20 protein-coding genes are annotated in these 22191 nt (G+C 68.1%); 15 read left to right on the forward strand and 5 right to left on the reverse strand.

The window, feature by feature from the left end:
* The first annotated feature begins 2 nt into the window (after positions 1 to 2).
* Positions 3 to 962: a Nudix family hydrolase gene (locus tag ACT7B3_RS05715; RefSeq protein ID WP_445158846.1), complete on the forward strand. Its 960-nt coding sequence runs from the start codon at positions 3 to 5 to the stop codon at positions 960 to 962.
* A 298-nt stretch (positions 963 to 1260) separates the two neighbouring features.
* On the opposite strand, the gene ACT7B3_RS05720 is transcribed toward ACT7B3_RS05715, so the two are convergent.
* Entirely contained in the window at positions 1261 to 2163 is a 903-nt protein-coding gene (locus tag ACT7B3_RS05720; protein ID WP_445157178.1) for a carbon-nitrogen hydrolase, read from the reverse strand.
* Entirely contained in the window at positions 2160 to 3221 is a 1062-nt protein-coding gene (locus ACT7B3_RS05725) for an agmatine deiminase family protein (RefSeq protein WP_444678073.1), read from the reverse strand. Before ACT7B3_RS05725 ends, ACT7B3_RS05720 begins: the two co-directional genes overlap by 4 nt.
* A 186-nt stretch (positions 3222 to 3407) precedes the next feature.
* On the opposite strand from ACT7B3_RS05725, the gene ACT7B3_RS05730 reads away from it, so the two are divergent.
* Positions 3408 to 4649: a lipoprotein-releasing ABC transporter permease subunit gene (locus tag ACT7B3_RS05730; protein ID WP_444678072.1), complete on the forward strand. Its 1242-nt coding sequence runs from the start codon at positions 3408 to 3410 to the stop codon at positions 4647 to 4649.
* Positions 4642 to 5373, forward strand: coding sequence for an ABC transporter ATP-binding protein (locus ACT7B3_RS05735; RefSeq protein WP_444678071.1), 732 nt, complete (start codon positions 4642 to 4644; stop codon positions 5371 to 5373). The genes ACT7B3_RS05730 and ACT7B3_RS05735 overlap by 8 nt, the downstream gene beginning before the upstream one ends.
* A 95-nt stretch (positions 5374 to 5468) precedes the next feature.
* On the opposite strand, the gene ACT7B3_RS05740 is transcribed toward ACT7B3_RS05735, so the two are convergent.
* Positions 5469 to 6008, reverse strand: coding sequence for a DUF2062 domain-containing protein (locus tag ACT7B3_RS05740; RefSeq protein ID WP_445157179.1), 540 nt, complete (start codon positions 6006 to 6008; stop codon positions 5469 to 5471).
* A gap of 127 nt (positions 6009 to 6135) precedes the next feature.
* Here ACT7B3_RS05740 and ACT7B3_RS05745 point away from each other — a divergent pair, with 127 nt between their 5' ends.
* From ACT7B3_RS05745 to murB, 9 genes are read left to right on the forward strand one after another with little or no spacing between them, the layout of a single operon-like run.
* Positions 6136 to 8427 (forward strand): DNA internalization-related competence protein ComEC/Rec2, encoded by a 2292-nt coding sequence (locus ACT7B3_RS05745; protein WP_445157180.1) that lies wholly within the window; start codon positions 6136 to 6138, stop codon positions 8425 to 8427.
* A gap of 36 nt (positions 8428 to 8463) precedes the next feature.
* On the forward strand, positions 8464 to 9150 hold the full coding sequence (locus ACT7B3_RS05750) for a MotA/TolQ/ExbB proton channel family protein (protein ID WP_445157181.1): 687 nt from the start codon (positions 8464 to 8466) through the stop codon (positions 9148 to 9150).
* Positions 9147 to 9575 (forward strand): ExbD/TolR family protein, encoded by a 429-nt coding sequence (locus ACT7B3_RS05755; protein ID WP_444678067.1) that lies wholly within the window; start codon positions 9147 to 9149, stop codon positions 9573 to 9575. The genes ACT7B3_RS05750 and ACT7B3_RS05755 overlap by 4 nt, the downstream gene beginning before the upstream one ends.
* On the forward strand, positions 9572 to 11326 hold the full coding sequence (gene msbA, locus ACT7B3_RS05760) for a lipid A export permease/ATP-binding protein MsbA (RefSeq protein WP_445157182.1): 1755 nt from the start codon (positions 9572 to 9574) through the stop codon (positions 11324 to 11326). Before ACT7B3_RS05755 ends, msbA begins: the two co-directional genes overlap by 4 nt.
* Entirely contained in the window at positions 11323 to 12354 is a 1032-nt protein-coding gene (lpxK, locus tag ACT7B3_RS05765; RefSeq protein ID WP_445157183.1) for a tetraacyldisaccharide 4'-kinase, read from the forward strand. The genes msbA and lpxK overlap by 4 nt, the downstream gene beginning before the upstream one ends.
* A 30-nt stretch (positions 12355 to 12384) precedes the next feature.
* Positions 12385 to 12594 carry a Trm112 family protein gene (locus ACT7B3_RS05770; protein WP_444678065.1) on the forward strand — a complete coding sequence of 70 codons (210 nt, stop codon included), beginning with the start codon at positions 12385 to 12387 and terminating at the stop codon, positions 12592 to 12594.
* Positions 12594 to 13367, forward strand: coding sequence for a 3-deoxy-manno-octulosonate cytidylyltransferase (kdsB, locus tag ACT7B3_RS05775; RefSeq protein WP_444678064.1), 774 nt, complete (start codon positions 12594 to 12596; stop codon positions 13365 to 13367). The genes ACT7B3_RS05770 and kdsB overlap by 1 nt, the downstream gene beginning before the upstream one ends.
* A 12-nt stretch (positions 13368 to 13379) precedes the next feature.
* Positions 13380 to 13874: a low molecular weight protein-tyrosine-phosphatase gene (locus tag ACT7B3_RS05780; protein WP_445157184.1), complete on the forward strand. Its 495-nt coding sequence runs from the start codon at positions 13380 to 13382 to the stop codon at positions 13872 to 13874.
* A gap of 11 nt (positions 13875 to 13885) precedes the next feature.
* Positions 13886 to 14878, forward strand: coding sequence for a UDP-N-acetylmuramate dehydrogenase (gene murB / locus ACT7B3_RS05785; RefSeq protein ID WP_445157185.1), 993 nt, complete (start codon positions 13886 to 13888; stop codon positions 14876 to 14878).
* 88 nt (positions 14879 to 14966) lie between these two features.
* On the opposite strand, the gene rne is transcribed toward murB, so the two are convergent.
* Positions 14967 to 18236: a ribonuclease E gene (gene rne / locus ACT7B3_RS05790; protein ID WP_445157186.1), complete on the reverse strand. Its 3270-nt coding sequence runs from the start codon at positions 18234 to 18236 to the stop codon at positions 14967 to 14969.
* Between the two features lie 574 nt (positions 18237 to 18810).
* Between rne and ACT7B3_RS05795 the strand changes: the two genes are divergently transcribed.
* From ACT7B3_RS05795 to sppA, 3 genes are read left to right on the forward strand one after another with little or no spacing between them, the layout of a single operon-like run.
* On the forward strand, positions 18811 to 19761 hold the full coding sequence (locus ACT7B3_RS05795; protein WP_445157187.1) for an RluA family pseudouridine synthase: 951 nt from the start codon (positions 18811 to 18813) through the stop codon (positions 19759 to 19761).
* 18 nt (positions 19762 to 19779) lie between these two features.
* Positions 19780 to 20430: an HAD family hydrolase gene (locus tag ACT7B3_RS05800; protein WP_445157188.1), complete on the forward strand. Its 651-nt coding sequence runs from the start codon at positions 19780 to 19782 to the stop codon at positions 20428 to 20430.
* Between the two features lie 23 nt (positions 20431 to 20453).
* Positions 20454 to 21533 (forward strand): signal peptide peptidase SppA, encoded by a 1080-nt coding sequence (gene sppA / locus ACT7B3_RS05805; RefSeq protein ID WP_444678060.1) that lies wholly within the window; start codon positions 20454 to 20456, stop codon positions 21531 to 21533.
* 38 nt (positions 21534 to 21571) lie between these two features.
* Here the strand turns inward: sppA and ACT7B3_RS05810 are convergent, their stop codons facing one another.
* Entirely contained in the window at positions 21572 to 22168 is a 597-nt protein-coding gene (locus tag ACT7B3_RS05810; protein ID WP_444678059.1) for a Maf family protein, read from the reverse strand.
* Between the last annotated feature and the right edge of the window lie 23 nt (positions 22169 to 22191).

Consider the following 22191-nt stretch of genomic DNA (forward strand, 5'->3'; position numbering starts at 1 on the left):
TTATGGTGAAAAGAAGGGTGCACGTGGCGGCGGCGGCCATTATCAGTTCGGATGGCAAGAAGGCGCTGATCGCTCGTCGCCCCTCCAACGTCGATCATGGCGGGCTGTGGGAATTCCCCGGCGGCAAGCTGGCCCCCTACGAGACCGGCCTGGAGGGGCTCAAGCGGGAGCTACATGAGGAGCTGGGGGTGGAGATTCGGCGGGCTCAGCCGCTGATTCGCATCCACCACGAGTATCCCGACAAGCACATCCTGCTGGACGTGTGGCAGGTGCACGAGTTCAGCGGCGAGCCCTTCGGCCGAGAAGGCCAGGCGGTGCGCTGGGTGCCGCTCGAGGAGCTGGTCAGCTACCCGTTCCCCGCCGCCAACCTGCCCATCCTGCAGGCGGTGATGCTGCCTACCGAGTATCTCATCACCGATGAGGAAAGCGATGAAGGCCTGTTCGTTGCCTGCCTGGAGCGTGCTCTGGTGGAAGACGGCGTGCGCCTGGTGCAGCTGCGGGCCAAGACGCTCGACGAGACGGCCTACCTGGCCCGTGCCGAGCGCGCCCTGGCGCTGTGTCGCCAGTACGGTTCACGCCTGCTGCTCAACGGCGAACCCGCCCTGCTGGGCACGGTCGATGCCGATGGCATCCACCTTACCAGCGAGCGTTTGATGCAGCTGGAGCGGCGGCCCATCGCCGAAGGCAAGTGGCTGTCGGCCTCGACCCACGACCAGACGCAGCTCACCCAGGCCGCTCGCATCGGTTGCGACTTCGTCACGCTGTCGCCGCTGCGCACCACACCGTCGCACCCCGAGGTGGCGCCGATGGGCTGGCACGACTTCCAGCAGCTGGTGGAGCGGGCCGCCATGCCGGTGTTCGCGCTGGGCGGAATGACCCGTTTCGATGCCAACCATGCCCGCGCCGTGGGCGCCCAAGGCATCGCCTCGATCCGCGATTTCTGGAAAGCGCCGGACGCCTGAACCTGGCGGCAAACGAAAAACCCACCGCATGCTTTGGCAGCGGTGGGTTTTTCTTTATGAGTCCGACCAGTTCCAGCGAGAGCTCCCTGAGGTTCCGGAGATAGACCGGAGAGGAGGTTTTTTGCCATGGGTGAGGAGCAACGCTCCGAACGGGCTGGCCATGCATGGCCAGCCCCGGCCCTGCAAGTGGAGCAGGATGCGAGAGCGCAGCAGGGCAAAATTGGCGCCCAGGGAGGGGTTTACAGCGCCTCCTTGAAGGCCTGTCGCCGGAGCCGTTTGCGCGTAAGGCCCATGGGTGTCAATCCCGGTAGCGCCGGGTGAGGTCACCATAGGCATCGATGCGGCGGTCGCGCAGGTAGGGCCAGATGCGCCGCACGTCCTCGCCGCGGCTCATGTCGAGCGTGACTAGCATACGCTCGGCCTCGGTGCCGGCGTGGGCCAGCAGCTCCCCCTGGGGCCCGGCGACGAAGCTGCCCCCCCAGAAATCGATTCCGGCACCGACGCCCGAGTGGTCAGGCTCATGGCCGACGCGATTGGCAACGATGACCGGCAGCCCGTTGGCCACCGCGTGGCTGCGCTGGATCAGCGTCCAGGCCTCCTTCTGGCGCGTCTTCTCCTCGTCGTCATCGGGCGGGTTCCAGCCGATGGCGGTGGGGTAGAGCAGCAGTTCCGCGCCGGCTAGCGCCATCAGTCGCGCCGCCTCGGGATACCACTGGTCCCAGCACACCAGCAGGCCCAGCCTGCCCACCGAGGTGTCGATGGGCTGGAAGCCCTGCTGGCGGCTGTCGTCCTGGTCGCCCGGGGCGAAGTAGAACTTCTCGTAGAAGCCCGGGTCGTCGGGGATGTGCATCTTGCGGTACACGCCCACCTGGCCGCGGTCGCGGTCGTAGACCGCGGCGGTGTTGTGGTAGAGGCCCGGGGCGCGGCGCTCGAACAGCGAACCGACCAGCACGATGCCGAGCTCCGCCGCGAGCGCTGACAGGCGCTGGCCGGTGGGGCCGTCCAGCGGCTCGGCCAGGTCGAACAGTTCGGTGTCCTCGTACTGGCAGAAGTAGTGGGTGGCATGCAGCTCCTGCAGCAGCACCAGCTCGGCGCCGTGGGCAGCCAGCTCGCGCACGCCGGCCTCGCTCTCGGCCAGGCTCCGGCTCTTGTCGGGCCAGGCGGGTTGCTGGACCAGGCCGACCTTGAGGGTGCGGGTCATGAAGTTTCTCCTTGCTGAGTGGCGGCAGCGAGGCTGCCCCGGGGCAGCTGCATGGTCAGGCAGTGCAGGCTGCCGTGCTGGCGGATCACGCTGGTGCAGTCGATCGGCACGATGTCGCGGCCGGGGAAGGCGCCGGCCAGGGCGATGAGCGCCCGGCTGTCGGCAGCATCGCCATAGACAGGCACCAGCACCGCAGAGTTCACGATCAGGAAGTTGGCGTAGGTGGCCGGCAGGCGATGCCCGTCGGTGGGGTCGAAGCAGGGGCGCGGCCAGGGCAGTGCCACCAGGCGGTAGGGCTCGCCGTCGGAGCGGCGCAGCGCCTGAAGTTCGGCTTCCATGGCGGCCAGGGCCGGGTAGTGTGGGTCGCTTTCGTCGTCGCAGCGCACATAGGCGATGGTGGAGGGGTCGCAGAAGCGCGCCAGGGTGTCCACATGGCTGTCGGTGTCGTCGCCTTCCAAGTGGCCGTTGGCCAACCACAGCACCCGCTTGACGCCCAGGTCGGCCTTGAGCCGGGCCTCCACCGCCTGGCGGTCGAGCTCGGGGTTGCGGTTGGGGTTGAGCAGGCAGGCCTCGGTGGTGAGCAGCGTGCCCTCGCCGTCGGTTTCGATGGCACCGCCTTCGAGGACGATCGCCTGCGATTCCACTGGGCAGGCATAGTGGCCGGCCTCGGCCAGGCGGCGAGTCAGCGCGTTGTCGCGGTCCGCCTCGAACTTGCCGCCCCAGCCGGTGAAAACGTAGTCGAGCAGCACCGGCTTGCCGTCGCGTTCGATGGCGATGGGGCCGTGGTCGCGGGCCCAGGTGTCGTCGGCTTCGACCACCGCCATGTGCAGCCGCGAGGCATCGACCCCGAGGTAGGCGAAACGCTGGGCCAGGTGATGGCGCGTGGCAGCGTCGGGCACGGCGATCAGCACGTGCTGATAGCGGGCGATGGCCACTACCATGGCTTCCATGGTGGCCTCGATGCGCTCGATCAGCGGCGCCCAATCGCTTTCGGGGCTGGGCCAGGTGAGCTGGACGGCATCCTGAGGGTGCCATTCGGGAAGCAGGCGGTGGGCCATGGGATAACCTCGCGGGTGGCGGCGGGGGCGGTGTCAGGAACCTGGGTGATGCGGTGCGTGGCACCAAGACGGCGCAATGTAGGCGCAGCGTGGCAATGATGCAAGCTTGGGGGAAAGCGCATCGCAGCCGATGCAGTCGTCAGTAAAAAACCGTACCATGGGCCCCCTCTGACTAGGAACGCGATGATGCTCGACCGCCTGCCACTGCTGATCGGGTTGCGCTATGTCCGCGCCAAGCGCCGCAACCACTTCATTTCTTTTATCTCACTCACCTCCATGCTAGGCCTGATGCTGGGCGTGGCGGTGCTGATCCTGGTGCTCTCGGTGATGAACGGCTTCGACCACGAGCTGCGCACGCGCATCCTCGGTATGGTGCCGCACACCAAGATCGAGTCGCGCAGCGGCCTGGTCGAGTGGGAGGCCCTGGCCGAGCAGCTGATGCAGCGCGAAAGGGTGATCGGCGCCGCGCCTTACATCCAGCAGCAGGGCATGTTCTCGGTGGCCGGCCGCAACGAGGGCGCCATGGTCAACGGCATCCACCCGGAATGGGAGGATCGCGTCTCGATCATCGGCCGCCACATGCAGCGCGGCAGCCTCGACGACCTGCAGCCGGGCGAGTGGAACATCGTGCTGGGCTCGCTGCTGGCGCGTCACCTGGGGGTGGGCGTGGGCGACCGGGTCACGCTACTGGTGCCGGAAGCTTCGATTACCCCGGCCGGGGTCTTTCCGCGGCTCAAGCGCTTCACCGTGAGCGGCATCTTCAGCGTCGGCGCCGATCTCGATGCCAACCTGGCCTATGCCAACATCGAGGACATGCAGACACTGGCGCGACTGGGCGATGCGGTGGGCGGGCTACGCCTGGAGCTGGACGATCTGTTCGTGGCGGCCAGCGAGACCCGCGCCATCATCAACGAGCTGGGGCCAGGCTATCGCGGCATCGACTGGACCTTCTCCCACGGCAACCTGTTTCAGGCGATCCAGATGGAGAAACGCATGATCGCGCTGCTGCTCACCGTGATCATCGCCGTGGCGGCCTTCAACATTGTCTCCACCCTGGTAATGGTGGTGACCGACAAGCACGCCGATATCGCCATCCTGCGCACCATCGGCGCCACGCCGCGCTCGATCATGGGCATCTTCGTGGTGCAGGGGCTCGCCATCGGGGTGATCGGCATCGCCATCGGCGTGGGGCTCGGCATCCTGCTGGCGCTGACGATCTCCGACCTGATCGGCTGGGTGGAGTCGGTGCTCGGCATCCAGTTCCTCGACGCCGGGGTCTACTTCATCAGCGACCTGCCGTCGCGCCTGCACTGGGACGACGTGCGCGACATCGTTGCCGCGGCCTTCGTCCTGACCTTCCTGTCGACCCTCTACCCGGCCTGGCGCGCGTCGCGGGTCCAGCCGGCGGAGGTCCTGCGCTATGAGTGAGGCGGCCGTGAATAACGAGAATTCCGTGAGCACCCCTGCCAAGGCCCGGGTCATGCTGTCCTGCCGCGACCTGACGCGGGTCTATCGCGAGGGCCCTCAGGACATCACGGTGCTGGACGGCCTGTCGCTGGAGGTACGCGCCGGCGAGCGTGTGGCCATCGTCGGCAGCTCCGGCTCGGGCAAGACCACGCTGCTGAATCTGCTCGGCGGGCTCGATCGTCCCAGCCGCGGCGAGGTGGTGATCGCCGGCGAGTCGTTGCTCGAGCTTGGCGAGGCGGCGTTGGGCAAGTTCCGCAATCGACACATCGGTTTTGTGTACCAGTTCCATCATCTGCTGGCGGAGTTCACCGCGCTGGAGAACGCCGCGCTGCCGCTGATCATTCGCGGTCAGCGCAAGAAGGTCGCCGAGGCGAGGGCACGGCAGCTGCTGGTCAAGGTGGGTATCGAAGCGCGCGCCGACCACAAACCGGGCGAACTCTCGGGCGGCGAGCGCCAGCGCGTGGCCATTGCCCGGGCGCTGGTCACTGACCCTAGCCTGGTGCTGATGGACGAGCCGACCGGCAACCTGGACCAGAGCACTGCGGCGAGCATCCTGGCGCTGATGGACGAGCTGGCCCGAACCACCGAATGCGCTTTCGTGGTCGTCACGCACGATCCCTCGCTGGCCGCGCATCAGGATCGGGTGATGAAGCTCGATGCCGGGCGGCTCGAGGAGCAGCGCTGACCCCGGTGGGGTCGCCACGCCACGTCCTCGCCGGCCGAGTCGTCAAGCTGCGACTTGGCCGGCACTCCTGCCTTGCCTGACCGGGCACCCGCCCGTCAGTCGTCCAATTCCAGCCTCCTGAGGCGGCGACGCATGGCGCGCTGTTTCCAGCTGCGTGAAATGTGCCAGCGCCACACCAGGCGGATGAGGACGTTGCCCACGATGGCCAGCACAATGGCCGAGACCACCGAACCCAGCGCCAGGGCCGGCAGGATGTCGGCCATGCGTTCGGCGATCCAGCGCGTCGAGACGCGGTGTGGGGCCTCCCTCACGGGCATATCCATCAGCCAGGCGCCGATGCGGTAGTTGCCGTAGAAGATCAGCGGCATGGTCAGAGGATTGGTGATCCACACCAGCCCCACGGAGAGCGGCAGGTTGCAGCGCAGCACCCAGGCTCCGAACGCGGCTACTACCATCTGGAACGGAATCGGCAGCATGGCGCTGAACAGGCCCACCGAAAAGGCGTTGGCCACGCTGCGACGCGACAGAACCCACAGACCGGGGTCGCCGATGAGATGGCTCATGAAGCGCAGCGAGCGCTGGCGCCTGAGCGTATCGGGATTGGGCATGTAGCGCTGCAGGAATCGGCGCGGCATGTCGTATGGCTCGCTGCTTCGGGACCCGGGTATTATCCATGGATGCCCCCTGCCTCGCCATGCCGCATGGGGAAAAGCGCTGGTTGGGGTGGCGTCGGGGGCTGGCCGTGGGGGCCAGGGAGGGGGGATGAGAATCGGGTGGGCGATGGGACTGGCCGCGTCGACGCTGGCCGGCGTCGTGTTGGGCGCGTGGGTGCCCGCGGGGCTACTGGAAGGGTTGGCCATCGGCCTGCTGCTGCTGTTCGGCTGGGGCAGTCGGCTCGGCGTGATGCTGTGGCTGGTGATGGCCGCAACGGCGGGGCAAGTGCTGCTGGCGCAAGGGGCCGATCTGCCGGAGGGGCTGCTGCGCGCCGACCTGCGGCTGGAGGGACGGTTGGAAAGCGTCGATCAGGACGGCCAACTCACCCGGCTGCGCGTGCGCGTCGACGCCTGCCGGCCGCTCGACCCCGCACGGTTGCCGTGCGACCGCCTGCGCCGCGTTCGCGTCACGGCCTTCGAGGCGCCTCCCATGAGCGAGGGCGAGCGCTGGGCGCTGACGGTGCGCTTGCGGCCACCGAGCGGTTCCGCCAACCCGGGCGGCTTCGACTACCGAGCCTGGCTGTGGCGGGAAGGCATCCAGGCCACCGGCAGCATGCGCAATGAGCCGCCGCCCGAGCGGTTGAGCGAGGCGGGCGCCAGCCTGCGCCGCCTGGCACTGGCTCACCTCGACCGTCAGTCGCTCTCGCCCGAGGCGTCACGCTGGCTGGCGGCGCTGACTCTCGGTGCCGGCGAGCGGCTCGAGCGTGACGACTGGCAGCTGCTCAACGCCAGCGGCACCACGCACCTGGTGGTGATCTCGGGCCTGCACGTGGGACTGGTGGCAAGCTTCGTGCTGCTGCTTGCCCGCGTGGCGGCGCGCCTGCTGACCCCGCGTAGCTGGCGGCTGGCGACCTGGCCCTGGTGGCTGGCCGGGATCGCCGCCGTCGCCTATGCCGTGCTGGCGGGGCTGCAGCCGCCGGCCATGCGCGCCATGATCATGACGCTGGTCGGCCTGTGGGTGGCGAGCGGGCGCCATGCCCCCGGGCCGTGGCAGGCGTGGTGGCTGGCTCTCGGCCTGGTGGTGGGGATCGACCCGCTCTCGGCGTGGCGCCCCGGGCTGTGGCTGTCGTTTCTGGCCGTTGCCTTGCTGATCCTGATCTGGCAGGGGCGAGAGCGGCCGCGCGGGCTGCGCGGCTGGGGCTGGGCGCTGCTTCGCACGCAGCTGCTGCTGGCGCCGCTGATGGCCGCCGCCGTGCTGCTGGCCTTCGCCCGGCTGGCACCGGCTGCACCTTTGGTCAATCTTCTGGCGGTGCCGCTGGTCAGTACGGCGCTGGTGCCGCTCGGCCTGCTCGGCTGGCTGACGCTGCCGCTCGCACCCGTGAACGCGGCGTGCTGGTGGCTATTCGAGCAGCTAGCCACCGGGCTCATGCACCTGCTTGCCTTTGCCGTGGAGCGGCTGCCGCCCTGGACCCCGCCCGTCGAGCTCGTGGTGCCGCTGGCCGCCATGCTGGGCCTCATGTCGCTGCTTTGGGCGCTGCCCGGCCTGGCGGCTCGGCTGCGAGTCGGCGCTACGCTGCTGCTGGTGCCGGCCATGCTGGGGCTGCGCGAGCCCGCCGTGGCGCCGGGCCTGCTCCAGGTACGCATCTTCGACGTGGGCCAGGGTCAGCTGGTGGAGCTGCGCAGCGCCAATTATCGCCTGCTCTACGATACCGGCCCGCGCTTTGCCTCCGGCTTCGCGCCGCTGGCCACGCTGTGGCCAGAGGGCCAGCGCTTCGACGAGGTGATGGTCAGCCACGGCGACCTCGACCATGCCGGGGGCGTGGCCGCACTGACCCGGCTCCATTCGGTGGGGCGCTTCCTGGCGCCGCTCGGCGAGTCGCTCGACGCGTCCTTCGAGTTCTGCCTTCGCGGTCAGGCCTGGCAGCGCGACGGCGTCGCCTACCGCGTGCTGTGGCCGCCCGACGAGTCAGCGGGGCTCTCCAGCAACGATCGTTCCTGCGTGTTGGAGGTCACGGCGGGCCGACACCGCCTGCTGATCACCGGCGATGTCGGGCGAGAGATCGAACGCCGCTTCCTGCTCGACGTCGAGGGGCCCGTCACACTGCTGGTGGCCGGCCATCACGGCAGCCGCACCAGCTCCGGCCCGCAGCTGGTGCAGAGGCTCGCGCCTGGACACGTCATCTACAGCGCCGGTCGCTACAGTGGCTTCGGCCATCCGCATGGCGAGGTGGTGAGGCGCTTTCGTCGTGCCGGCAGCTGCCAGTGGAGCACTGCGCTGGAGGGTGCCGTGACGTTCTGGCTAGGCGGCGAGGAAACCTTGGCGTATCAGGCGTCTCGCCCCATTCCCTGGCGCCGCGGCGGTGTCGAAGGGGGGTGCCATGGGGTAGAATCGCCGCATTGATCGCGCCGCTTGCCATGCGCGAGGAGGGAAGACGGGATGGACATGATCGATGCGCTCATCGCCGGTGGCTGGCTGATGATCCCGCTGCTGGGCTGCTCGCTGCTGGCCACGGTGATCATCATCGAGCGCCTGTGGACCCTTCGCGCTCGGCGCATCGCGCCCTATGGGCTGGGCCAGGAGGTGTGCTCACTGGTGGCGCGCGGGCAGGTCAACCTCTTCTGGCTGGAAAGCCACTCGCCCCTGGGCGGGGTGCTAGCGGCCGGGCTGCGCAATGCGCGGCTGGGCCACGAGCAGGTGCGAGCGCGGCTGCAGGAGGCGGCCACGGCGGTAATCCATGACATGGAGCGCTTCCTCAGCCCGCTGGGCACCATCGCCGCCATCACCCCGCTGATCGGATTGCTGGGAACCGTGGTCGGCATGATCGAGGTGTTTGCGGTGATCGTCTCGGCAGACGGCGTGGGCCGCACCGCCGAGCTGGCCGGCGGCATCTCCCGCGCGCTGGTCACCACTGCGGCGGGGCTCACCGTGGCGATCCCGGCGCTGATGTTCCATCGCTACTTCGTGCGTCGGGTTGAAGAGATCACCGTGCGCATGGAGGAGCAGGCCGGCCAGGTGGTCGAGTTCCTGGCCCACTATCCGGGCGAGCTCGTTTTTCAGGAAGGAGCGGCAGGGCGCACTCCCCGCGAGGCGGGCGCCGGCCTGGCGGAGGCTCGCAGGCCGTGAGATTTGCCCGCCGTCGCCGTGAGCCGGTGGAGGTCAACCTGACGCCGCTGATCGACGTGGTGTTTCTGCTGTTGATCTTCTTCATGGTTTCGACCACCTTCGAGACCCGTCAGGCCCTGGAGCTGGAACTGCCGGAGAGCAGCGCCGGCGTTGACCTGGAGCGTACCCCCGTCGTGCTGGTCGTGACCGAGCAGGGCGACTACCGTTTGGGCGAACGCCGGCTGCCGGCGGATAGCCTCGCCAGCGCCATGGCCGGCGACGCCGAGCAGGCGCGCCAGCAGGGCCTCATCGTCGAAGCCGACGCCCGCGCCAGGCACGCCGATGTGGTGCGTGCGCTCGACGCCGCCGGCTCGCTCGGCATCCGTCAGGTCCGCATCGCCACGCGGGCGGCCCCGGCGACACCCACGCAAGCGGAGACACCGTGATACAAGACCACAGCGAAGCGACGGGCTGGGCCCTTTACAAGCGCCTGCTCGCCTACGTGAAGCCCCACTGGGTTTCCTTCCTGCTGGCCATTGTCGGCTACGCCCTCTACGCCGCCTCGAGCACCGCGCTGGCCGAAATGATGAAGCGCCTCATCGACGGCATCCAGAACCCGGATGCCGCCTTCCGCCTGCTGCTACCGCTGTTCGTGGTGGGCATGTTTGCCGCCCGAGGGGTGGGGACGTTCCTCGGCACCTACTTCATGAGCAACGTGGCACGCAACGTGGTCCATGCGCTGCGCTGCAACGTCTTCAACCACATGCTGCACCTGCCCAGCCGATTCTTCGACGCCCACTCCAGCGGCCACCTGATTTCGCGGGTGACCTATCACGTCGAGCAGGTCACCGGGGCGGCCACCAACGCTATTACTATCTTGTTGCGCGAAGGGCTGTTCGTCATCGGCCTGCTCGGCTACCTGTTCTGGACCAACTGGATGCTGACCCTGCTGTTCCTGGCAGTAACCCCGCTGATCGCCGGCGTGGTCAGCTATGCCAGCAAGCGCTTCCGGCGTATTTCGCAGCGCATCCAGAACTCCATGGGCGATGTCACCCACGTGGCCTCCGAGGCGCTCTCGGGCTACCGCGTGGTGCGTACTCACGGGGCCGAGGAGTACGAAAAGGCGCGCTTCGCCGGGGCCAGTGACTACAACCGCCAGCAGAAGATGAAGGAGGCGCTGACCAAGGCGATCAGCACGCCGGTGATTCAGCTGCTGGTGGCCCTGTCGCTGGCCTTGCTGGTATGGCTGGCGATGTCGCCGGCGCTGCTGGACAACATGACCCCAGGCGAGTTCGTCGCCTTCATTACCGCCGCTTCGCTGATGGCCAAGCCGGTGCGCCAGCTCACCGAGATCAACAGCGAGGTCCAGAAGGGCATCGCCGCCGCGGGCGAGCTGTTCAGCCTGCTTGAGGTGCCGACCGAGCAGGATGAAGGCACCCTGGCGCCGGCGCGGCTCGAGGGGCGGGTCGAGCTCAAGAACGTGCGCTTCCGCTACGACGATGACCAGCCCGAGGTACTCAAGGGCATCAGCTTGGCTATCGAGCCGGGCGAGATGGTGGCGATCGTCGGCCGTTCCGGCAGCGGCAAGACGACTCTCGCGGGTCTTTTGCCGCGCTTCTACCGGGCCAGCGCCGGGCAGGTGCTGATCGACGGAGTGCCGATCGACGATTATCGCCTGGCCCCGCTGCGCCGCCAGATCGCCCTGGTCTCGCAGCAGGTGACCCTGTTCAATGCCAGCATCGCCGAGAATATCGCCTACGGCATGCCCGGCGCCGACCCCGCGGCCATCGAGGCCGCCGCGCGCGCAGCCTATGCCCATGAGTTCATCGCGCCGCTGGCCCAAGGCTACGCCACCGTGGTCGGCGACAACGGGGTGATGCTCTCCGGCGGCCAGCGCCAGCGCCTGGCCATCGCCCGTGCCATCTACAAGGATGCGCCGCTGCTGATCCTCGACGAGGCGACCTCGGCGCTGGACAGCGAGTCGGAGCGCTATATCCAGCAGGCGCTGGAGGAGGTCTGCCGGGGGCGCACCACCCTGGTCATCGCCCACCGGCTCTCCACGATCGAGCGGGCCGACCGCATCGTGGTGATGGAACAGGGGTGCATCGTGGAGCAGGGCTCCCATGCCGACCTGCTGGCCCGTGACGGCGCCTATGCCGCCCTGCATCGGTTGCAGTTTCAGGAGAGCCCGGCATGAAGGAGGCGCTGGCCAGGCAGTGGCTGAAGGCCGCCTACGAGGACGGCGCCTGGCTGCGGGCGCTGCGTCCGCTGGAAGCGATTTACCGCTGTGGGGTGCAGCGCCGAGCCGAGGCCTACCGGGCCGGGCGCCGCCCGACATGGCGGGCCGAGGTGCCGGTGATCGTGGTCGGCAACGTCACCCTGGGGGGCACCGGCAAGTCGCCGCTGGTGGCCTGGCTGGCGCGGCACCTGGCGGCACGTGGCTGGCGGCCGGGCATCGTGTCGCGGGGCTACGGCGGCAAGGCGGCCCAGGGCGCCGGCTACCCTCTGCGAGTGACGCCACAGACCCCGTTGGCCCACAGCGGCGACGAGCCGCGCATGCTGGCACGCCAGACCGGCCTACCCGTGATGGTCGACCCCGATCGCCCGCGTGGCGCCAGGGCGCTGCTCGCCGAGGGGTGCGATATCCTGATCAGCGACGATGGCCTCCAGCACCTGGCGCTGGGGCGCGACCTCGAGCTGGTGGTGGTCGACGGCCCGCGAGGCTTCGGCAATGCCCGCTGCCTGCCGGCGGGGCCGCTGCGAGAGCCCCTCTCTCGCCTGGACGGCGTGGATGCGCTGCTGATCAATGGCGAGCCCGCCTTCACGCCACCCGACCGGGCCTGGGGCTTTCGCCTCGCGCCGGTGCGCTGGCGTGAGCTGCGTTCGGGCACGGCCCAGGCGCTCGTGCCGCTGCCGTTTGACGGCCCGGTGCATGCGGTGGCAGGCATAGGCAATCCGGTACGCTTCTTCGCCACGCTGGCCGAGCTTGGGGTTGAGGCGGTGCCGCATGCCTTTGCCGATCACCACCCTTTCACGCCCGGCGACCTGGCCTTTTCCGACGCACGTCCGCTGGTGATGACCGCCAAGGACGCCGAAAAGTGCCAGGCGATCGCGCCAGAAAACAGCTGGGTACTGGAAGTGGAGGCCGTGCCGGAGCCAGGCTTCATCGATTGGCTGGAGGCTCGGCTGGTCGCGCTGAACGACTCATTTCACCGTGGCCGATAAGCGGCGGCGGATATCTTGCGGAGGTGAACGATGGACAAGGAGCTGTTGGCCATGCTGGTCTGCCCGCTGTGCAAGGGCAAGCTCAAGTACGACCGCGAAGCCGGAGAGCTGCTGTGCCACTATGACGGCCTGGCGTACCCGATCCGCGACGGCATCCCGGTCATGCTGCCGGAAGAGGCGCGCCAGATGACGGTCGATGAGAAGCTGCCGGCTTCGCCCGGACGTACCGGGGAGGCGTGATGGCCGAGCGGAACGCGTACATCGCGGTAGTGCCGGCGCGCTTCGGCTCGTCGCGTCTGCCCGGCAAGCCGCTGCTCGATATCGCCGGCGAGCCGATGGTGGCGCATGTCTGGCGGCGTGCCGGGGAAAGCGCGGCCGAGCGCGTGGTCGTGGCCACCGACGATGAGCGGATACGCGAGGCGCTGAAGCCCTATGGCGCCGAAGTGATCCTGACGCGCAGCGACCACCCCTCCGGCACCGACCGGTTGGCCGAGGTGGCCGAGCGCCTCGGGCTCGCCGACGACGCCGTGCTGGTCAACGTGCAGGGCGACGAGCCGCTGATCCCGCCGCGCCTGATCGACCAGGTCGCCCAGCGGCTGCACGACGACCCCGGAGCCTCCATCGCCACCTTGGCTGAGCCGATTGGCGACGTCGAGACCCTGTTCAATCCCAATGTGGTCAAGGTGGTACGCTCGCTGGCGGGGCGTGCGCTCTATTTTTCCCGTGCCCCCATTCCCTGGGACCGCGAGGCCTTTGCCGCACGCCCCGAGTGGCTACAAACCGATGCCTGGCTGCGCCATATCGGTTTGTACGCCTATCGCGCCGCCTTTCTCGATGAATATCGGCACTGGGCGCCCTCGGCGCTCGAGCAGCTCGAGCAGCTTGAGCAGCTCCGGGCGCTGCAGCACGGCCACGCCATTCAGGTGGCGCTGGCCGCCGAGCCCAACCCGGCGGGCGTCGATACCCCGGAAGACCTGGCACGGGTACGGGCGCTGTTGGCTGGGCAACCGTGACAAGGAGGAAGCATGCGCGTTCTGTTCGTCTGCCTGGGTAACATTTGCCGCTCGCCGACCGCCGAGGGCGTGTTCCGGCGCGAGCTGGAGAAGGCGGGGTTGGCCCACCGGGTGGAAGTCGACTCCTGCGGCATCGCCGGCTGGCACGTGGGCAAGGGGCCCGACCCGCGCACAACGGCGGCCGCGCGTCAGCGTGGTATCAACCTGAGCGAGCTGCGGGCGCGCCAGCTGGTGGCCGAGGACTTCTCGCGCTTTGATTATCTGCTGGCGATGGACCACGACAACCTGGCGGCCATCCGGGAGCAGTGCCCCAAGGGCTGTGTCGCCCATATCGGTCTGTTTCTCGACTTCGCCGGTCACGTCGACCGCGCGGTGCCTGACCCTTACTACGGCAGCGAGCAGGGCTTCGAGGAAGTGCTGGACCTGGTCGAGGCGGCTTCGCGGGGGCTGCTCCAACAGATCGCCCAGCGCCTCGAAGGGCAGTGGCGCGAAGGGCGGCGGCATTGAACGAGGCGCTGTTGAGCGACTACGACCTCACCGCGGCCAACACCTTGGGACTGCCGTGCCGCGCCGAGCGCTTCGCCGCGCCGACCGGCGTCGAGGCGCTGCGTCGGCTATTGCGCCTTGCGAGCGAGCAGGGCTGGCCGCTGACGGTACTCGGTGGGGGCAGCAACCTGATCCTGCCGGAGCGCCTGCCGGGACTGGTGCTGTATCCGGCGCTGGATAACTGGTGGCTCGAGCGACAGGGGAGGCATGTACTGGCCCATGTCGGAGCGGGGGTCGAATGGCATCCGCTGGTCATGGCCCTGGCCCGCCGCGGGCTGTGGGGTACGGAGAATCTGGCCTTGATTCCGGGACGCTGCGGTGCGGCGCCGATCCAGAACATTGGCGCCTACGGCGTCGAGCTCTGCGACGTGGTCGAGGCGGTGCAGGTACTGTTCATCGAAGAGGGGCGCCGCGAAGAGCTGAGCGCCGAGACGTGCGCCTTCGGCTATCGCGACAGTATCTTCAAGCGCGAGCTGGAGGGCAGGGTGGTCATTACCGGCCTGACCCTGCGGCTTCAAGATAGTGCCGCGCCACGCCTGGATTATGGCGACCTGGCGCAGCGGGTAGGGGCGAACCCCGGCCCGCTGGAGGTGGCCCAAGCGGTGTGTGCCATTCGCCGCGAAAAGCTGCCGGACCCGGCAGAGCTTGGCAATGCCGGCAGCTTCTTCAAGAATCCTATTGTGACCGGCGAACAGGCCGAGGTGCTGCTGGCTCAGTGGCCCGACATGCCGCACTTCAGGCTGGGGGATGGAGGTGTCAAGCTGGCGGCCGGCTGGCTAATTGACCGCTGCGGACTGAAGGGCTGGCGGGAGGGCCATTTCGGCGTACATGATCGCCAGGCGCTGGTGCTGGTGCACTTCGGTGGTGGCAACGCCAGCGAGCTGCTGACATTCGCCCGTCGCGTTAGCGAACGGGTCGTCGCCCGGTTTGGCGTGCAGTTGGAGCGTGAACCCCGGCTGGCTTGAGGCGCCGGCACTGGTCGGTGCGGTTGTCTGCGTCAACGAAAATGGCCCGCGCTATGCGCGGGCCATTTCGTATCGACAAGCGGGGCCGTCAGCCCTGATTGCCCTTCTGCGCTTCCTGCTCGCGACGGCGAATCTCACGCGGGTCATTGTGCGCGCGGCGCCGCCGGCGAGGTGAAGCCTCTTCCTCGGCCTCTGGCTCCGCGTTGGCCGTCTCCGGCGCCTCGGGCTTGGGCGCGGCTGTTGGCTCGTCGGCTTTCGCTGGCGCTTCAGCTTTTACCGCAGCGTCCGGCTTCTCTTCCGATTTGGGCGCTTCGGCTCCGGCCTTCACCGCAGCGTCCGGCTGTGCTGCTGCCTTGGACGCTTCGGCCTTGGCTTGCTCGGGCTTGGGCGCCTCGGGCTTGGGCGCCTCGGTCTTCACCGCAGCGGCCGGCTGCTCTGCCGCCTTGGGCGCTTCGGCCTTGGCTTGCTCGGGCAGCTTCGACTCGGGCTTCGCCTGCTCGGGCTTAAACGCCTCGGTCTTCACCGCAGCGTCCGGCTGCTCTGCCGACTTGGGCGCTTCGGCCTTGGCTTGCTCGGGCAGCTTCGACTCGGGCTTCGCCTGCTCGGGCTTGAGCGCCTCGGTCTTCACCGCAGCGTCCGGCTGCTCTGCCGCCTTGGGCGCTTTGGCCTTGGCCAGGTTGGGCGTCTGCGGTTCGGGCTTCACCTGCTCGGGCTTGGGTGCCTCGGCTTTCACCGCAGCGGCCGGCTGTTCTACCGCCTTGGGGGCTTCGGCCTTGGCCTGGTCGAGTGGTTTCGGCTCGGACTTCGCCTGCTCGGGCTTGGGCGCCTCGGTCTTCACCGCAGCGTCCGGCTGCTCTGCCGCCTTGGGCTCGTCGGCCTTGGCTTGTTCGGATGTGAGCGGCTCGGACTTCGCCTGCTCGGGCTTGGGTGCCTCGGTCTTCACCGCAGCGGCCGGTTGCTCTGCCTTGGCAGTGTGTGTGTCCGCTGTGTCAGTGCTGGGCGGGGCGGTCGGCTTGCTTGGCTCGCCGGCCTGTAGCTGGGCGACTGGGCCGTTGGCGGCATCCTCCGCTACGCTCTCCTGTAGGCGTTGCTGTTCGGCTTCCGCCGCCGGATTGATGGCGTGCTGGCGCGAGCGGCTGCGCGGGTTGTTGCGGGTGCGCTTGGGCTTGCCGTCTTCTACCTTGTCCGCTTTGTCTGCCTTGGCCGGCTCGGCCTGCTTCTCGGCGGGCTTGTCCTGGCTTTCGGGTCTCTGGCGGCGCGGCTGGTCATCACGGCTGCGCGGCTGTTCGTCACGGCTGCGCGGCTGTTCGTCACGGCTGCGCTGCGCCGGCTTGCTCTGGCGGCCTTCTTCCTGCTGGGGCTTGTCTGCGCGGGCGTTGCGGCCGCCGCGGCCATTGCGCCCTTCACCGCGTCCGCCGCTGCTTTCCTGGCGAGCTTCGCCACGCGCATTGTCTTGCGGCTGCCGGGAAGCAGTGCGCTGGGGGCGGTTGTCGTCCTGCGAGGTTTCGCTGCGGCTGCGACGCCGCTGGCGGCCGTTGCGATCGCTGCGTTCTTCGCCGTCAGCGGTCCGCTCCATCTGGGTGCCGGCAGCTTTGGTGGGCTCCGGCTTGGCGGGCGCGGCGCCTTCATCGCTGCCGAGCCAGCGAGCCACGCCTTTGACCAGGCGGGACAGTACGCCTGCAGCCGGGGCCACCGGTGCTGTCGACGGTACCGGCTGGCTTGCCGGCTCCTGCTGCAGCGAGACGGGGGCCGGCTCGTTGTGGATGACCGTCTTTACCGCCGCTTCGGTGCGTACCACCGGCCTGGCAATGCTGGTGTCAGGCTCCTTGCCGATATCGGTCTCGATGGAGAGTTCGAAGCTGGATTTCTCTTGCTCGCCTACCTCTTCGATATGGTCGTCGCGCAGGCGCTGCACGTCGTAGTGGGGCGTGGACATGTCCGGATTGGGCAGCACCAGTACCTTCACGCCTTGGCGCTTCTCGATATCGGCCAGCACCGCCCGCTTCTCGTTGAGCAGGTAGGTGGCCACCGGCACCGGCAGGATGGCGCGAATCTGAGCGCTGCGCTCCTTCATGGCTTCTTCCTCGATCAGGCGCATGATCGAGAGCGACAGCGAGCGCACGTCGCGAATGGTGCCCTGGCCGTTGCAGCGCGGGCAGACCACGCCGCTGGTCTCGCCCAACGAGGGCCGCAGGCGCTGGCGCGACATCTCCATCAGGCCGAAGCGCGAGATGCGGCCGATCTGCACGCGGGCGCGATCGAGCTTGAGTGCGTCACGCATGCGGTTCTCGACCTCGCGCTGGTTGCGCGCCGGGCTCATGTCGATGAAGTCGATCACCACGAGGCCGCCGATGTCGCGCAGGCGCAGCTGGCGGGCGATCTCGTCGGCCGCTTCCAGGTTGGTCTGCAGCGCGGTTTCCTCGATATCGCTGCCGCGGGTGGCGCGCGCCGAGTTGATGTCGATAGAGACCAGCGCCTCGGTGTGGTCGATCACGATGGAACCGCCGGAAGGCAGCTTCACTTCGCGCTCGTAGGCGGTCTCGATCTGCGACTCGATCTGGAAGCGCGAGAACAGCGGCACTTCGTCGGCGTAGAGCTTGATCTTCTGCTGGTAGGAGGGCATCACCTGACGGATGAAGGTCAGGGCTTCCTGGTGCACCTCGGGGCTGTCGATCAGCACCTCGCCGATGTCCTGGCGCAGGTAGTCGCGCATGGCGCGAATGATGACGTTGGATTCACGGTAGATCAGGAAGGGGGCCGGGCGTTTGCCCGCTTCTTCGGTGATGGACTCCCACACCTGGACCAGGTAGTCGAGGTCCCACTGCAGCTCTTCGGCACTGCGGCCGATGCCGGCGGTGCGCACGATGACGCCCATCTTGTCCGGCACGGTGAGCAGGCCCATGGCTTCCTTGAGCTGAGTGCGCTCCTCGCCTTCGATGCGGCGCGAGATGCCGCCCGCGCGCGGGTTGTTGGGCATCAGCACAAGGAAGCGGCCGGCCAGGCTGATGAAGGTGGTCAGCGCCGCACCCTTGTTGCCGCGCTCCTCCTTGTCGACCTGAACGATGACTTCCTGGCCTTCCTTGAGAACTTCCTTGATGCTGGGGCGGCCCGAGCTCTCCTTCAGGAAGTACTCGCGAGAGATCTCCTTGAGGGGGAGGAAGCCGTGGCGATCGGCGCCAAAGTCGACGAAAGCGGCTTCAAGGGAGGGTTCGACGCGGGTGATTTTGCCGCGGTAGATATTGGCTTTCTTTTGCTCCCTGGCACCGGATTCGATGTCCAGGTCATAGAGGCGTTGTCCATCGACCAGCGCGACGCGCAGCTCTTCCGGCTGGGTCGCATTGATGAGCATCCGTTTCATGTTGTCTCGCAATCTGGACGCGCCGGGGGCATCGAAGAAGGCGAACCTCTGGGTGCTGCGTGCTTGTGCTCAGCGCATGTCGCGGATGCACAGTGGCGCCCGATCGTACCGGTACCCGAAAGGGCCCAGCACGACATGATCATGTTGAGTACGCGGCGGAGGCAGGACATGTCTCGGTGGGGCTTCTCCCATCCGGCCCTGCGGTCACCGCCAGACACCTGGCATTCATCGATTCGCCAACGCCGGCCACCGGCACGATGTGGAACGATTCCCGTGGCCACCGCCTGCCATCTCACTAGGCAAGCCGGGATCCGGGCGTGGCGTCACTGCTTGTCTTTAACTTCGTGTTTGTCGCTGGTTCGTCACTCGACGGCGGCGGAACCGCTCGTGCGGGTCGGCGCGCCTGATTTCGTCGCTCCGGCCTGCGTGTCTGTCGGGCAGGCGCCATGGGACCGAAGGGATCCATCCGAGCGAGCTGGCAATATAGCAGCAATGCAACTGGGCAGCAATTGGCGCAGCCCGCTCCAGAGTGCGTTAGAATGCTGGCTCACAACGAATTTTCAGCAGGAGAGTCATGGCCGACGGTCGCGACGTACAGTGGGTGGAAGTGGGCGAGGGGCAGTCCGGCCAGCGGGTCGACAACTTCCTCATGGCGCGCCTCAAAGGGGTTCCGCGGGCGCTGGTCTATCGCATCGTGCGCAAGGGCGAGGTGAGGGTCAACAAGAAGCGGGTCAAGGTCGACCATCGTCTGGCGACGGGTGACCTGGTGCGGATTCCGCCCTTGCGCGTGGCGCCTCGGGAGGCGGTCAAGGAGGTCAGCGAGGGGCTGCGCAACCTGCTGGCCGGCAGCGTGCTGGTGGAGGGGCCCGACTGGCTGGTGATCAACAAGCCGGCCGGCCTCGCCGTGCACGGTGGCAGCGGGGTCAAGATCGGCCTGATCGAGGCACTGCGCCAGGTGCGTGAGGATCTCGACTTCCTCGAGCTCGTGCATCGCCTCGACCGCGACACCTCGGGCTGCCTGCTGCTGGCCAAGTCGCGCCCGGCGCTGCTGGCGCTCAACGACTCTTTGAAGAAGCACCAGATGGACAAGCAGTACCTGGCCCTGGTGGGCGGGCGCTGGCCTGCCCGGCGCGACTTCGTCAGCGCTCGCCTGGAACGCTATGAGCTGGCCAACGGCGAGCGGCGCGTGCGCGTGGATCCCGCCGGCAAGGTGGCGCGTACGCGCTTCGCCGTGCGCGAAGCCTTCGCCGGGGTCACCCTGGTCGAAGCCGAGCCGATCACCGGGCGCACCCACCAGATTCGCGTGCATGCCGCCCACGCGGGGCATCCTCTACTTGGCGACGACAAGTACGGTACCCGCGAGGGTGAGGCCCAGGCACGCAGGCTGGGACTGTCGCGCCTGTTCCTGCACGCGGCGTCGCTGACCTTTCCGGAGCCCAGCAGCGGGCGGCCGGTGCAGATCCGGGCACCGCTTCCGGAAGAGCTGGAAGCCGCGCTGGTGCGAGCGCGGGCGGCCCTGGCCTGAATCGACCATGGAGTTTGCATGCGCTATCGGCTGGTGATCTTCGACTGGGACGGCACTCTGATGGACTCCGTCGCCCGCATCGTCTCCTGCATGCAGGCGGCGTCGGTGGATGCGGGTTGGGGCCGTCTGGAGGAGGCTGCGGTGCGCGACATCATCGGGCTGGGGCTTTCGGAAGCCATCGACCGGCTCTGTCCCGGTATCGACGCCGAACGCTTCGAGCGGCTGCGCAGTCGATACGCCTACCACTTCGTCGAGGGCAGCCGCACACCGATGCCGTTCTTTCCTGGCATCGAGGCGGGGATTGCGGCGCTGCGTGAGCGCCCGACCCGACGCCTGGCGGTGGCGACCGGCAAGAGTCGCCGCGGGCTCGACCGGGTGTTCCGCGAAAGCCGCAGCGGAGAATGGTTCCATGCCAGTCGCACGGCGGATGAAACGCGATCCAAGCCGCATCCGCAGATGCTCGAGGAGCTGCTGATCGAACTGGACATGCCCGTCGAGGACGCGGTCATGGTGGGTGACACCGAGTACGACCTGGCGATGGCCCAGGCGCTGGGCATGGACCGGGTGGGCGTGACCTGGGGCGTGCATGCCCCGGAAAGGCTGGCGGCATGCCGTCCCGTTTATACGGCCGGAACGGTAGGTGAACTGTTCGACTGGCTGACCCAATAGCAGGCGTAAAGGAAAGCGTGCCCATGAGTGACGACAAGCGTGAAGACCGCTGGACCGAGGGGCCGGAGCTGACGCCCGAGCAGGCGCGTGAAGCGCGCCGGGAGGCGTCGGTCGCGGCGGTGGCCCCGAGGGGCGAGAGCGCCGAGGCGCTGCGCGAGCGCCAGCGGCTGGCCCAGCAGGAGATGCTGGATCGCTGGATCGGCGGCGTGCTGACCGAACAGCGTCGCACGCGACGCTGGAAGCTCTTCTTCCGCTTCTTCTTTGCGCTGCTGATCCTGGCGTCGCTGGCCACCTCCTTCTATAGCCTCTTCGGTACGCCCGACCGGGAGCCCGAACGACGTCACATCGGCGTGGTGACCGTGCGGGGCGTGATCGACAGCGAATCGCCGGCCAGCGCCGAGCGCATCATCACCGGGCTCAACCGCGCCTGGGAGGCGCGCAATGCCGCGGCGGTAGTGGTGCATATCGACAGCCCCGGCGGCAGTCCGGTGCAGTCCCAGCGGGTGTACCACGAGATCATGCGGCTGCGTGAGCTGGGCGACAAACCGATCATCGCGGTAATCGAGGACGTGGGGGCCAGTGGCGCCTACTACATTGCCTCGGCGGCCGACGAGATCGTGGCGGCGCCCTCCAGTCTGGTCGGTTCCATCGGCGTCATCTTCGCCAGCTTCGGTTTCGAGGAGGCGATCGATCGCCTGGGAATCGAGCGGCGTATCTTCACCAGCGGCGAGAACAAGGGCTTCTTGGACCCCTTCACACCGCTGTCGAACGACGAGCGCGAATTCTGGCAGACGGTGATGGACACGACGCACCGGCAGTTCATCCACGATGTGCAGGCGGGGCGCGGCGAGCGGCTGGCCGAAGATGCGCGGCTCTTCACCGGTTTGGTGTGGAGCGGTGAGCAGGCGCTGGGGCTAGGGCTGGTCGACGTCATCGGCAGCCTCGACGCGGTATCGCGTGAGCTGCTTGGCGACGTCAGGCTGCACGACTATACCCCGCGCCTCGATCCGTTCGAGCGGCTCTCCCGCCAGTTCGGCCGGGTGGCGGCGGAGTGGGTGGGCATCCCCTCCAGCCAGTCGCCGGTGCGCTACCAGCTTCCCTGACGCGGGCGCATGCCGGCCCTGGCCGCCGGTACGCTTGCTCAGGCCTCGGCCGGCGTGCCCAGTGGGTCGAGGCCGGCCTCGCGCAGCAGGGCGCACAGGCGAATCAGCGGCAGGCCAACCAAGGTGTTGGGGTCGTCGCCTTCGAGCCTATCGAACAGCGTGATGCCCAGCCCCTCCATGCGAAAGCTGCCGGCGCAGTCAAGCGGCTGCTCCCGGGCGACGTAGCGCGCAATCTCCTCGCTCCCCAGCGAACGGAACACCACGTCGTAGTGCTCGTGGCAAACCTGATGTCGGGCCCTGGCGGTGTCGACCAGGGCCAGGCCCGTCAGGAAGCGCACCCGCTGGCCCGAAAAGCGCTCGAGCTGAGCGCAAGCGGCGGCTTCGCTGCCCGGTTTACCGAGTATTTCGTCGTTGAACAGCGCCACCTGGTCGGAGCCGATGATGATGTGGCGTGGGTACTGTTTGGCCACGGCGGTTGCCTTGGCCAGGGCGAGGCGGTGCACCAGCACCTCGGGAGGCTCGTCGGGTCGACGGCTCTCGTCGATATCGGGGCTCGCACAGAGGTAGGGCAGTCCGAGGCGATCGAGCAGCTGACGGCGCCATGGGGAGCTGGAGGCGAGGACGAGTTGAAGCATGGCAGGTGACTCCCTGTTGAAGC

The organism is Halomonas sp. E14, assembly GCF_052568415.1.